The organism is Enterobacter cloacae complex sp. HYC074_NIDB, from assembly GCF_056673345.1.
The window spans coordinates 4,237,454-4,250,455 of sequence record NZ_CP114214.1 but is presented as its reverse complement, the minus strand read 5'-3'; the positions used below and the strand labels follow the sequence as shown (position 1 = coordinate 4,250,455).

8 protein-coding genes are annotated in these 13,002 nt (G+C 57.5%); 5 read left to right on the top strand and 3 right to left on the bottom strand.

Annotation, left to right across the window (positions count from 1 at the left end; all coding sequences use genetic code 11):
- Positions 1-27 precede the first annotated feature (27 nt).
- The 4 genes from nanA to nanQ all read left to right on the top strand — a co-directional run bounded on the left by nanA (position 28) and on the right by nanQ (position 3,904).
- A complete protein-coding gene (gene nanA / locus O1724_RS20640) occupies positions 28-921 on the top strand; it encodes an N-acetylneuraminate lyase (protein WP_022651923.1) in 894 nt (297 codons plus the stop codon).
- Between the two features lie 112 nt (positions 922-1,033).
- The gene (locus O1724_RS20635; RefSeq protein ID WP_022651922.1) at positions 1,034-2,524 is read left to right on the top strand and encodes an MFS transporter; all 1,491 of its coding nucleotides are present in this window, start codon (positions 1,034-1,036) and stop codon (positions 2,522-2,524) included.
- Positions 2,525-2,570: 46 nt separating this feature from the next.
- Positions 2,571-3,440: an N-acetylmannosamine kinase gene (nanK, locus tag O1724_RS20630; RefSeq protein ID WP_126297094.1), complete on the top strand. Its 870-nt coding sequence runs from the start codon at positions 2,571-2,573 to the stop codon at positions 3,438-3,440.
- The gene (nanQ, locus tag O1724_RS20625) at positions 3,437-3,904 is read left to right on the top strand and encodes an N-acetylneuraminate anomerase (protein ID WP_047054290.1); all 468 of its coding nucleotides are present in this window, start codon (positions 3,437-3,439) and stop codon (positions 3,902-3,904) included. The genes nanK and nanQ overlap by 4 nt, the downstream gene beginning before the upstream one ends.
- Before the next feature lie 34 nt (positions 3,905-3,938).
- Here the strand turns inward: nanQ and gltD are convergent, their stop codons facing one another.
- Positions 3,939-5,357, bottom strand: a complete 1,419-nt coding sequence (gltD, locus tag O1724_RS20620) for a glutamate synthase subunit GltD (RefSeq protein ID WP_017382721.1) — start codon at positions 5,355-5,357, stop codon at positions 3,939-3,941.
- A gap of 9 nt (positions 5,358-5,366) precedes the next feature.
- Positions 5,367-9,827, bottom strand: coding sequence for a glutamate synthase large subunit (gltB, locus tag O1724_RS20615; RefSeq protein WP_003860454.1), 4,461 nt, complete (start codon positions 9,825-9,827; stop codon positions 5,367-5,369).
- Positions 9,828-10,514: 687 nt separating this feature from the next.
- On the opposite strand from gltB, the gene mnmL reads away from it, so the two are divergent.
- Positions 10,515-11,456, top strand: coding sequence for a tRNA modification radical SAM protein MnmL/YtqA (mnmL, locus tag O1724_RS20610; RefSeq protein WP_096888951.1), 942 nt, complete (start codon positions 10,515-10,517; stop codon positions 11,454-11,456).
- Here the strand turns inward: mnmL and O1724_RS20605 are convergent.
- Entirely contained in the window at positions 11,436-12,938 is a 1,503-nt protein-coding gene (locus O1724_RS20605; protein ID WP_022651918.1) for a helicase HerA-like C-terminal domain-containing protein, read from the bottom strand. The genes mnmL and O1724_RS20605 overlap by 21 nt on opposite strands.
- Positions 12,939-13,002 lie beyond the last annotated feature (64 nt).

Here is a 13,002-nt window from a genome sequence, read left to right as displayed (position 1 = left end):
AAAAACACACTATCGATTGAGGTAACTATGGCAACGCAATTACGCGGCGTAATGGCCGCACTCCTGACCCCGTTTAACTCTGAGCAGATGCTGGATAAAGAAAGCCTGCGCCGTCTGGTGCAGTTCAATATTGAACAAGGTATCGATGGGCTGTACGTCGGCGGTTCAACGGGAGAGGCCTTTGTACAGAGCCTTTCGGAACGAGAGCAGGTGATGGAGATTGTGGCGGAAGAGGCGAAAGGGAAAATCACGCTCATCGCCCATGTTGGCTGCGTCAGCACGGCGGAAAGCCAGCAGTTAGCCATGGCCGCCGCCCGCGTCGGTTTTGACGCTGTATCCGCCGTCACACCGTTTTACTATCCCTTTAGCTTTGAAGAACATTGTGACCACTACCGTGCAATTATTGACTCCGCTGACGGTTTACCGATGGTGGTTTACAACATCCCGGCGCTGAGCGGCGTTAAGTTAACGCTGGATCAGATCAACACGCTGGTGACGCTGCCTGGCGTCGGCGCGCTGAAGCAAACCTCCGGCGATCTCTTCCAGATGGAGCAGATCCGTCGCGCGCACCCGGATCTGGTGCTCTACAACGGTTATGACGAGATCTTCGCCTCCGGCCTGCTGGCCGGCGCGGACGGGGGGATCGGCAGCACCTACAACATTATGGGCTGGCGTTACCAGGCGATCGCTAAAGCGGTTCGTGAAGGGGATAACGCCACCGCACAGCGCCTGCAAAGCGAATGCAACAAGGTGATCGATCTGCTTATTAAAGCCGGGGTGTTCCGTGGTCTGAAAACGGTTCTGCACTATATGGACGTGGTATCCGTGCCGCTGTGCCGTAAGCCGTTTGCCCCTGTGGATGAAAAATTCGTGCCTGAGCTGAAAGCGCTGGCGGAGCAGCTAATGGCGGAAAAACGCTAACGCATAGCCGGGGGCGCTTCGCCTTATCCGGCCTACAAAAACATGCTACGTAGGCCGGATAAGGCGCAGCCGCCATCCGGCAAAACGACAGAGAAATCGTCGGGAGAGTGAAATGAGTAAGTCTACCCAAAGCATCCCGTGGTACCGCCATCTTACCCGTCCTCAGTGGCGCGCCTTCTCCGCCGCCTGGCTGGGATATCTGCTTGATGGCTTCGATTTTGTATTGATAGCCTTAGTCCTGACAGAAATAAAAAGCGAGTTTGCCCTGACAACAGTGGAAGCGGCGAGCCTGATTTCGGCGGCCTTTATATCGCGCTGGTTCGGCGGCCTGCTGCTGGGCGCCATGGGCGACCGCTATGGCCGCAAGCTGGCGATGATCACCAGCATCGTGCTCTTTTCCTGCGGTACGCTGGCCTGCGGTTTTGCGCCGGGTTACGTCACCCTGTTTATCGCCCGCATGGTGATAGGCATGGGGATGGCGGGGGAATATGGCTCCAGCGCAACCTATGTGATTGAAAGCTGGCCAAAGCACCTGCGCAACAAGGCGAGTGGTTTTCTGATTTCCGGTTTCTCCGTCGGCGCCGTGGTTGCGGCCCAGGTCTACAGCCTTGTCGTGCCCGTCTGGGGCTGGCGGGCGCTGTTCTTTATCGGCATTCTGCCCATCGTCTTTGCCCTGTGGCTGCGGAAAAATATTCCGGAAGCTGAGGACTGGAAAGCGAAGCACGAAGGCAAAGCCCCGGTGCGCACCATGGTTGATATTCTGTATCGCGGCAAATACCGCGTCATCAATATGGCGATGACGCTGTTTGCCGGTACGGCGCTGTGGTTCTGTTTTGCAGGCGAACTCAACAACGCGGGGCTGGTCGTTATTCTCGGCCTGCTGTGCGCCATCGTCTTTATCAGCTTTATGGTGCAAAGCAGCGGCAAACGCTGGCCGACGGGCGTCACGTTGATGGTTGTCGTGCTCTTCGCCTTTCTCTACTCCTGGCCGATTCAGGCGCTATTACCCACTTATCTGAAAACCGACCTGGCCTATGATCCGTCAACGGTGGCGAAGGTGCTGTTCTTTAGCGGCTTCGGCGCGGCGGTAGGCTGCTGCGTGGGTGGTTTTCTCGGTGACTGGCTTGGCACCCGCAAGGCCTATGTCTGTAGCCTGTTGGCCTCACAGCTCCTGATTGTTCCCGTCTTTGCGATTGGCGGCGCCAATGTCTGGGTGTTGGGCTTGTTACTCTTTTTCCAGCAGATGCTGGGGCAGGGGATCTCCGGGATCTTACCCAAACTCATCGGCGGCTATTTCGATACCGACCAGCGTGCGGCGGGTCTGGGTTTTACCTACAACGTTGGCGCGTTGGGCGGCGCGATTGCCCCGGTGATTGGCGCGCTGCTGTCGCAGGATATGGCGCTGGGCACGGCCCTGGGGTCGCTCTCCTTTGGCCTGACGTTTGTGGTGATCTTGCTTATTGGTCTGGATATGCCCTCCCGCGTTCAGCGCTGGATCAGGCCAGAAGCCCTGCGTACGCATGATGCTATTGACGGTAAACCGCTGAGTGGCGCACTCCCTTTTGGTGCCAGTAAAAGCGGTCTGATCAAACACAAAGGATAAGCTGATGTCATTGCTAAACCAGAAGACAGCAGCGCGAGGCGGTGAAATGACAACCCTGGCTATTGATATTGGCGGCACCAAACTCGCGGCTGCGTGCGTGGAGGGGCAGACCATTACTGCCCGTCGCGAGTGTCAGACGCCTGCCAGCCAGACGCCGGAGGCGTTGCAGGCTGCGCTACAAACGCTGATTGCACCCTTTACGGCGCAGGCAACGCGGGTCGCGGTGGTATCAACCGGGATCATTCACAACGGTATTTTGACCTCCATTAATCCGTCTAATCTGGGCGGGCTGGCGGAATTTCCACTGGTGGAATTTCTCTCGGGAATAACCGATCTGCCGGTGATGGCGATCAACGACGCGCAGGCCGCCGCCTGGGCTGAGTTCTGCGCCTTGCCGGATGATGACGATATGGTCTTTCTGACCGTCTCAACCGGTGTCGGTGGTGGCGTGGTCCTCAATCGAACACTGCAAACGGGCAGCGGCGGTCTGGCTGGACATCTGGGTCACACGCTGGCCGATCCCGCCGGTCCGCGTTGTGGCTGCGGGCGAAGAGGGTGCGTTGAGGCTATCGCCTCGGGGCGCGGCATCGCTGCTCAGGCAGAAGGCGTATTGTCCGGGCTGGATTCGAAAGCGATATTCAGCCTTGCAGCGCAAGGTAATCCACAGGCACAGGCGCTGATTGCGCGTTCAGCGCAGACGCTGGCGCGTCTTATTGCCGATGTCAAAGCCGTGACTGATTGCCAGATTGTAGTTATTGGAGGCAGCGTGGGGCTGGCAGAGGGGTATCTGGGGCTCGTGGAGGCGTATCTGTCGCGGGAGCCCGCCGTCTATCAGGCCGCACTTCGGCCTGCACACTATCGCCACGATGCCGGGCTGTTAGGTGCGGCGTTGTTAGCACATGGAGACGCGTTATGATGCTGGGAGAGTTGCAGTCGCTGGCGACATCTGGCCTGACCGGGGTTCTGATCAATGCCCTCACGCTGGCCGTGGCGGCACGGCCAGAAGAGAAACGCCCTGGTCATTATGAACTCCAGGGCACGGATATCTTTATGAACGTGATGCAGTTTGCCACGCAAGAGCCGAAGCAGAAAAAGGCGGAACTGCACGCACAGTATATTGATATTCAGCTTCTGCTCGCTGGAGAAGAACGCATCTTTTTTGGGGTTATGGGGTCCGCGCGGGCGTGTGAAGAAATGCATAGCGCAGAAGATTATCAGCTTTGTCGCCACATCAATGATGAACAATCCATTGTATTAAAGCCTGGTATGTTCGTGGTCTTTATGCCGGGTGAGCCGCATAAGCCGGGATGTCTTGTTGAATCGGAGGGGGAAATTAAAAAAGCCGTGGTAAAAGTCCGGGCCAGCCTGTTAACCGCATAAAAAAGCCGGATGGGATGTCCATCCGGCTTGTCTCTTACACTTCCAGGAAGTTCATGATCCCGTCAGCCGCTTTACGGCCTTCGGCAATCGCCGTGACCACCAGGTCAGAGCCGCGAACGATGTCGCCACCGGCGAAGATTTTCGGGTTGCTGGTCTGGAACGCGTTATCGCTGCCTTCTGGCGCAATTATGCGACCCTGAGAGTCCAGCTCTACGCTGTGCTTCGCCAGCCACTCCATGCTGTGAGGACGGAAACCAAACGCCATCACCACGGCGTCAGCCGGGATCACGTGTTCAGAACCGGCCACGATCTCCGCGCGACGACGGCCTTTCGCATCTGGCGCACCCATCTCCGTGCGCGCCATCTTCACTCCGCTCACTTTACCGTTGGCATTCACTTCAATACCCAGAGGCTGAATGTTGAACTGGAACTCGACGCCCTCTTCACGCGCGTTTTTCACTTCGCGTTTAGAACCCGGCATGTTCTCTTCGTCACGACGGTAGGCACAGATGACATGCGCCGCATTCTGACGAATGGAGGTACGCACGCAGTCCATCGCGGTATCACCGCCGCCCAGCACCACCACGCGTTTGCCTTCCATACTGACGAACGGCTCATCGGCGGTCTCGCCGTAGCCCATTAGCTGTTTGGTATTCGCAATCAGGAACGGCAGCGCGTCGTACACGCCTGGCGCATCTTCGTTCTCCAGACCACCGCGCATGGACTGATAGGTTCCCACGCCCAGGAACACGGCGTCGTAATCCTTCAGCAGGTCGTCGAGCTGTACGTCGCGGCCTACTTCGGTGTTGAGTTTGAACTCAATGCCCATGCCGGTGAAGATTTCGCGGCGGCGGGTCATGACCTCTTTCTCCAGCTTGAAGGCCGGGATACCGAAGGTCAGCAGGCCGCCAATCTCTGGGTGGCGATCGAAGACCACCGCCTTCACGCCGTTACGGGTCAGCACGTCCGCACAGGCCAGGCCTGCCGGGCCCGCGCCGATAATCGCCACGCGCTTGTCGGTTTGACGCACACCGGTCATATCCGGACGCCAGCCCATCTCGAACGCTTTATCGTTGATATAGCGTTCGATGTTGCCGATGGTCACCGCGCCAAACTCGTCGTTCAGCGTACAGGAGCCTTCACACAGACGATCCTGAGGGCACACGCGGCCGCACACTTCCGGCAGGGTGTTGGTCTGATGAGACAGCTCGGCGGCTTCAAAAATACGCCCTTCGTTGGCCAGCTTCAGCCAGTTCGGGATGTAGTTATGGACCGGACACTTCCATTCGCAGTAAGGGTTACCGCAGGACAGGCAACGGTCTGCCTGTGCTTTGGCCTGGCCTTCTGAAAACGGCTCATAGATTTCAACAAATTCAATTTTACGGATCTTCAGCGGTTTCTTTGGCGGATCAACACGCTGAAGGTCGATAAACTGGTAAACGTTCTGGCTCATCTGAATTCCTTACTGCGCCTGCACGCGCAGCTCTGCTGCGCTACGACTACGGTGACCCAACAGGGCTTTAACATCGCTGGACTTCGGCTTAACCAGCGCGAATTTCGCAGAGAACGCCGGCCAGTTGGCCAGGATCTCTTCGCCGCGCGAAGAACCGGTATGCTGCACGTGTTCGGTAATTAAGCCGCGCAGGTGTTCTTCGTGGATGGCCAGAGTATCAACGTCCAGCACTTCCACCAGCTCAGGGTTCACGCGTTTGCGGAACTCACCGTCTTCATCCAGGACGTAGGCAAAACCGCCCGTCATGCCCGCGCCAAAGTTCACGCCGGTTTTACCCAGGACGCACACAATTCCGCCCGTCATGTATTCACAGCCGTTATCGCCGATGCCTTCCACCACGGTGATGGCGCCGGAGTTACGCACCGCAAAACGCTCGCCCGCACGGCCCGCGGCAAACAGACGACCGCCGGTTGCACCGTACAGACAGGTATTGCCGATGATGCTTGCTTCATGGCTGCGGAAGGCTGAACCAACCGGAGGACGCACCGCCAGCAGACCGCCCGCCATGCCCTTTCCGACGTAGTCGTTGGCATCACCGGTCAGGTATAACTCAACGCCACCCGCGTTCCACACGCCGAAGCTCTGACCCGCGGTACCGCTGAAATGCGCGGTAATGGGATCCGACGCCAGACCCTGATCACCGTGCGTTTGCGCGATGTAACCGGAGAGAGACGCACCCACGGAACGGTCGGTGTTGCGGATATCAAACCAGAACGTTTTGCTCTGCTTCTCGTCCACGTACGGCTTCGCCTGTTGCAGCAGCTGTGCGTTCAGCACGCCGTTGTCGAACGGCGGGTTGTTCTCGGTACAGTAAACCGCTTTGCCAGGATGCGGCTGAGCGGTTTCCAGCAGCTTAGACAGCTCCAGCTTCTGCTGCTTGGCCGTGAAGCCCTCAAGCTCTTTCAGCAGGTCGGTACGGCCAATCAGGTCTACCAGACGCTTCACGCCCAGCTGCGCCATCAGCTCGCGGGTTTCACGGGCGATGAAGTCAAAGTAGTTGGTCACTTTGAACGGCAGGCCGTGGTAGTGATTCTTACGCAGCTTTTCGTCCTGGGTAGCCACGCCCGTTGCACAGTTGTTCAGGTGGCAAATACGCAGGTATTTACAGCCGAGCGCAACCATTGGGCCGGTACCAAAGCCGAAGCTTTCCGCTCCCAGAATCGCCGCTTTGATGATGTCGAGGCCGGTTTTCAGCCCGCCGTCCACCTGCAAACGGATCTTGTGACGCAGGCCGTTAGCGACCAGCGCCTGCTGGGTTTCCACCAGGCCAAGCTCCCACGGACAACCCGCGTATTTCACGGAGGAGAGCGGGCTTGCGCCGGTGCCGCCGTCGTAACCGGCGATAGTGATTAGATCCGCATAGGCTTTCGCCACGCCGGTGGCGATAGTGCCAACGCCCGGTTCGGAAACCAGCTTCACGGAGATCATCGCTTTCGGGTTTACCTGTTTCAGGTCGAAAATCAGCTGCGCCAGATCCTCGATAGAGTAGATATCGTGGTGCGGCGGCGGGGAGATCAGCGTCACGCCCGGCACTGAATAACGAAGCTTAGCGATGTACGGGGTGACTTTATCACCCGGCAGCTGACCGCCTTCACCCGGTTTTGCCCCCTGAGCGACCTTAATCTGGATCACGTCGGCGTTAACCAGGTACGCAGGCGTTACGCCAAAGCGACCGGACGCCACCTGCTTGATACGGGACACTTTGTTGGTGCCGTAGCGGGCCGGATCTTCACCGCCTTCGCCGGAGTTGGAGTTGCCGCCGATGCTGTTCATGGCTTCCGCCAGCGCTTCGTGGGCTTCCGGGCTCAGCGCGCCGATGGACATCGCCGCAGTATCGAAGCGTTTGAACAGCTCAGACGCGGGTTCAACCTCGTCAATGCTGACCGCTTCCTCACCCGGATTGAGGGCAATGAGATCGCGCAGCGTCGCCGCGGGACGGTTGTTCACCAGCTCAGCATACTGCTGATAATCGCTGTACTCGCCGCTCTGCACCGCCTGTTGCAGCGTGCGCACTACGTCCGGGTTATAAGCGTGATACTCACCCCCGTGGACATATTTCAGCAGGCCGCCCTGTTCCAGCGGCTTACGTGCCAGCCAGGCGCGTTTCGACAGGTTCACCAGATCCTGCTGGAAGTCAGCAAAACCGGCGCCACCGATACGGCTGACCACGCCCTGGAAGCAGAGGTTGGCGACCTCGTTATGCAGGCCGACCGCTTCAAATAGCTTCGAGCAGCGGTAAGAGGCGATGGTCGAGATGCCCATTTTGGACATGATCTTGTACAGACCTTTGTTGATGCCGTTACGGTAGTTCAGCATCACAGCACGGTAGTCTTTATCGATCGCGCGGGTATCTACCAGGCGTGCCAGCGTTTCGTAGGCCAGGTACGGATAAATCGCCGTGGCGCCAAAGCCTAACAGCACCGCAAAGTGGTGCGGGTCGCGCGCGCTCGCGGTTTCAACGATGATGTTGGCATCACAGCGCAGGCTCTTGTCCACCAGACGCGTCTGGATAGCCCCCACCGCCATGGGGGCAGGCACCGGCAGACGGTTTTTCGCGATGTTGCGGTCAGACAGCACCAGCAGAACGGTGCCGTTACGTACCATCTGCTCGGCTTTGTCGCACAGCGCGTTCACCGTCTCTTCGAGGCTCGTTTCGGTCACGTCGAAGGTGATATCGAGCGTGTCGGCGCGATAGTGCTCCTCGGTCATGGTGGTGAGCTGTTTGAAATCGGAGTACAACAGGATCGGTGATTTAAAGGTCAGACGGTGCGCCTGGCCTTCGGCTTCACAGAATACGTTCATCTCACGGCCGATGCTGGTGGCCAGCGACATGACGTGGGCTTCGCGCAGCGGGTCTATTGGCGGGTTAGTGACCTGCGCAAACTGCTGACGGAAATAGTCGTAAATAATGCGTGGCTGGCTGGAAAGCACGGCAAACGGGGTATCGTCACCCATTGAGCCGACCGCTTCCTGGCCGTTTTCGCCGAGAACGCGAATAACCGAGTCCAGTTCTTCCGCGCTGTAGTTAAACTGCTTCTGGAAGCTCGCGAGGGTGTCATCGTCCAGCTCGCGGCTGCCCACTTCTTCGTCCGACAGATCTTCAAACGGCACCAGACGACGCACGTTTTTCTCCATCCACTCTTTGTACGGATGGCGGCTCTTCAGATCGTTGTCGGTTTCGGCGGAATGCAGAATACGCCCACCGCGGGTGTCGATCACCATCAGCTCGCCCGGACCGACGCGGCCTTTTTCGACCACTTCGTCAGGCTGGTAATCCCAGATGCCGACTTCAGAGGCGCAGGTGATGAGCTTGTCTTTGGTGATAACGTAGCGCGCCGGACGCAGACCGTTACGGTCCAGGTTACAGGCGGCAAAACGACCGTCGGACATCACGATGCCCGCCGGGCCGTCCCACGGCTCCATGTGCATGGAGTTAAAGTCGAAGAACGCGCGCAGCTCAGGGTCCATATCCGGGTTGTTCTGCCAGGCCGGTGGCACGAGCAGACGCATGGCGCGCACGATATCCATCCCGCCCGCCAGCAGCAGCTCCAGCATATTATCCATGGAGCTGGAGTCCGAGCCGGTTTCGTTGACGAACGGTGCGGCATCGTGCAGGTCCGGGATCAGCGGGGTCTGGAACTTATAGGTACGGGCGCGGGCCCACTGGCGGTTGCCGGTAATGGTGTTGATCTCACCGTTGTGCGCCAGGTAGCGGAACGGCTGAGCCAGCGGCCAGCGTGGAACGGTGTTGGTGGAGAAGCGCTGGTGGAACAGGCAAATGGCCGATTCCAGACGCAGATCCGCCAGGTCCAGATAGAAGCGCGGCAGGTCAGCCGGCATACACAGACCTTTATAGATGTTCACCAGGTTAGAGAGGCTACAGACGTAGAACTCTTTATCATCCTGAAGACGTTTTTCAATGCGGCGGCGTGCGATAAACAGACGGCGTTCCATATCACGCGGACGCCAGCCCGCAGGCGCGTTGACGAAAATCTGTTCAATACGAGGCAGCGAGGAGAGGGCGATTTCACCGAGCACCCCTTCGTTGGTTGGCACATCGCGCCAGCCGACAATCGACAGGGTTTCACGCTGAAGTTCTTCTTCAACGATGCGGCGTGACGCGGCAGCTTTTTCTGGATCCTGATTCAGGAACAGCATACCGACAGCGTAGTTTTTGGCTAAACGCCAGCCGCGCTCTTCCGCCACGATGCGGAAGAAACGATCCGGTTTTTGCAGCAGCAGACCGCAACCGTCGCCGGTTTTACCATCGGCAAGGATGGCGCCACGGTGCTGCATACGGGCCAGTGCGTGAATAGCAGTACGCACTACCTTGTGGCTAGGTTCGCCTTCTATGTGGGCGATCAGGCCGAAACCACAGTTATCCTTCTCAAGGGATTTATCGTACAACATATCAGTGAACCTCCCCAGGCTCGTCGGGCTTCCCACTGAACTTTACCGTGGCGCACAGGCGCAGAAAGAGCATGGCGACGGGGTTAGCGTTTCATACGCGGACCTCGCATTCGCCCTCTTTTTCATCCTTTTGCGCAGGTAAACAAGTTTGAGGACTTGCTTCAGAGGGAATCTCAATTACTGCATAAATATGATGAGCAGGCCGCTCATCCAGAAAGCTTCCAGCGGATTTCCAACTTATCGGGAATTGGTACACAGGTCAAATGGCAATCTTATTTATACAAAAATGTGCTAAAGAGTGCTTATCTAGTTGTTTTTATTGTGTATTTAACTATTTTTACAACCGCTTAAAGCACCGGGCAGGTGCAGGGGAGTGTGATCTGACTCACTATACGAAAGCGGTATTATCGATGCAGCGTGCTGAAATGCAGATTTATAGCAGAATATTAATCTGGTGTTGCATTCAATGCCGCATAAAATCACTGTTTTTCAGTCCTGGCGCTATAAATGAAAAAAACCATCAGAACATAAGGAAAAGTAATTACGTTCAGGGTGAATGAAATGTCGGTAATCGTGATTATTTATTCAAATAGATAAAAGCCGTCCAGGGCGATTGATCCAGGTCATCGCCGACAGAGGCTAAAAATGGCAGGCTTGTCCCCTTTCTTCGGGACGGTCTATCAGATTATGCAGTTACAGAAATTAGTCAATATGTTTGGTGGGGATCTTTTGCAGCGCTACGGACAAAAGGTTCATAAACTGACGCTGCACGGCGGCTTTAGCTGCCCGAACCGCGATGGCACCATCGGGCGTGGTGGCTGCACCTTCTGTAACGTGGCCTCGTTTGCTGACGAGGCCCAGCAGCATAAATCTATCGCTGAACAGCTCGCCCATCAGGCGAGTCTGGTGAACCGCGCGAAGCAGTATCTGGCCTATTTCCAGGCCTATACCAGCACGTGGGCGGAGGTGCAGGTGCTGCGCTCGATGTATCAGCAGGCGGTTGCTCAAGCGAACATTGTCGGGCTGTGCGTGGGGACGCGTCCGGACTGCGTGCCGGACGCCGTGCTGGATTTACTTAGCGAGTACAAAGAGAAGGGCTACGAGATCTGGCTGGAGCTGGGCTTGCAGACCGCGCATGACAAAACCCTGCACCGTATCAATCGCGGGCATGATTTCGCCTGCTATCAGCGCACCACGCGTCTCGCCCGCGAGCGTGGATTAAAAGTCTGCTCGCATCTGATTGTCGGCTTGCCGGGAGAAGGGCAGCAGCACGGGCTGGAAACGCTGGAAAAAGTCGTTGAGACCGGCGTGGATGGCATTAAGCTGCATCCGCTGCATATCGTGAAGGGCAGCATAATGGCGAAAGCCTGGGAAGCGGGGCGGTTATGTGGTATCGAACTCGACGAGTATACGGTGACTGCGGGGGAAATGATTCGCCATACGCCGCCGGAGATTGTTTACCACCGCATCTCGGCAAGCGCCCGCCGTCCAACGCTTCTGGCACCGCTATGGTGTGAGAACCGCTGGACGGGGATGCTGGAAATCAACCGCTATCTACAGGAGAACGGCGTACAGGGGTCGGCGCTTGGCCGCCCGTGGGTTCCCCCGCTACCGGCGACGGCCGCCTAGCAGACTTCCCAGCATGCCGCGTACTATCTGGTTGGTAATCTGACGCGTCGCGCTTTTTGCCATGGTCTGAACCACGCCATCGCGTTTGCCGCCGCGTGGCCCGGTGCTGCCGAACAGAATATCTTTCAGCCCGCCGAGAATGCCGTCGTCCACGGCAACAGATTGCCCTTTTGCGGCAGGCGCATCCTGCGATTCGGCAGTCGCCTGCACCCCTTTTTGCAGCATCTCGAACGCCGATTCGCGATCCACCTCGTCTTCATACTTTCCGTACACCGGGGAGTGGTTAATCAGGCCGTTGCGTTCATCGTCCGTTACCGGACCCATGCGCGAGCAGGGCGCAATCACCATCGCGCGCTCGACAACTGTCGGGCTGCCTTTTGCATCGAGGAACGAAATCAGCGCTTCACCGGTGCCCAGCGCCTGAATGGCGGTTTCGGTATCAAAGGCCGGATTGACACGCATGGTTTGCGCCGCGGCTTTCACCGCTTTCTGATCTTTCGGCGTAAAGGCGCGCAGGGCGTGCTGCACGCGGTTACCCAACTGCCCCAGTACGTTGTCCGGAATATCCGACGGGTTTTGCGACACAAACCAGACCCCGACGCCTTTGGAGCGGATCAGGCGGATAACCTGTTCAATTTTATCCAGCAGCACCTGCGGCGCGTCGTTAAACAACAGGTGCGCTTCGTCAAAGAAGAACACCAGTTTGGGTTTTTCCAGATCGCCTGCTTCCGGCAGTTGTTCGTACAGTTCAGAGAGCATCCACAGCAGGCTGGCGGCGTAAAGCTTCGGCATCTGGTAGAGCTTCTCTGCGCTCAGAATGTTGATGATGCCTTTGCCGCTGCTGTCGGTACGCATCCAGTCTTTGATATCCAGCATTGGCTCGCCGAAGAAGTGTTCGGCGCCCTGTTGCTCCAGCGTCAGGAGCCCGCGCTGAATGGCGCCCACTGAGGCGCTGCTAATATTGCCGTACTGGTTCTGGAAGGATTTGGCGTTATCGCCAATGTACTGGGTGATGGCGCGCAGATCTTTGAAGTCGAGCAGCAGTAGCCCCTGATCGTCGGCGATACGGAAGATAATGTTCAGTACCCCGGACTGCACGTCGTTGAGGTTAAGCAGACGAGCCAGCAGCAGCGGGCCGAGGTCGGAGACGGTGGCACGCACCGGATGCCCTTTTTCGCCGAAGATATCCCAGACCACCACCGGATTACCGTGCGGCGTCCAGTCCGTGATACCGATATTTTTCAGGCGCTCAAGCAGTTTTTCTGACGCTGCACCTTCCTGAGCCACCCCAGTTAAATCGCCCTTCACGTCAGCCATAAAAACCGGCACGCCAGTCTCTGACAACGACTCAGCCAGCTTTTGCAGGGTAACGGTTTTTCCCGTCCCGGTCGCGCCGGTGATCAGGCCATGACGGTTCGCCATCGCGGGCAGTAAAAACAGCTCTTTTTCCAGCGTCCTGGCGATTAGCAATGGTGTACTCATGATGCACGTCCTCTCGTAGTCCTGGGTGGAGTATAGGCAACCTGACGGCAAAATGTCTGCGTAA

Bases quoted from the DNA above. Each gene is read 5' to 3' on its own strand.
- nanA (WP_022651923.1), top strand. From the start codon at position 28: ATGGCAACGCAATTACGCGGCGTAATGGCCGCACTCCTGACCCCGTTT.
- O1724_RS20635 (WP_022651922.1), top strand. From the start codon at position 1,034: ATGAGTAAGTCTACCCAAAGCATCCCGTGGTACCGCCATCTTACCCGT.
- nanK (WP_126297094.1), top strand. From the start codon at position 2,571: ATGACAACCCTGGCTATTGATATTGGCGGCACCAAACTCGCGGCTGCG.
- nanQ (WP_047054290.1), top strand. From the start codon at position 3,437: ATGATGCTGGGAGAGTTGCAGTCGCTGGCGACATCTGGCCTGACCGGG.
- gltD (WP_017382721.1), bottom strand. From the start codon at position 5,357: ATGAGCCAGAACGTTTACCAGTTTATCGACCTTCAGCGTGTTGATCCG.
- gltB (WP_003860454.1), bottom strand. From the start codon at position 9,827: ATGTTGTACGATAAATCCCTTGAGAAGGATAACTGTGGTTTCGGCCTG.
- mnmL (WP_096888951.1), top strand. From the start codon at position 10,515: ATGCAGTTACAGAAATTAGTCAATATGTTTGGTGGGGATCTTTTGCAG.
- O1724_RS20605 (WP_022651918.1), bottom strand. From the start codon at position 12,938: ATGAGTACACCATTGCTAATCGCCAGGACGCTGGAAAAAGAGCTGTTT.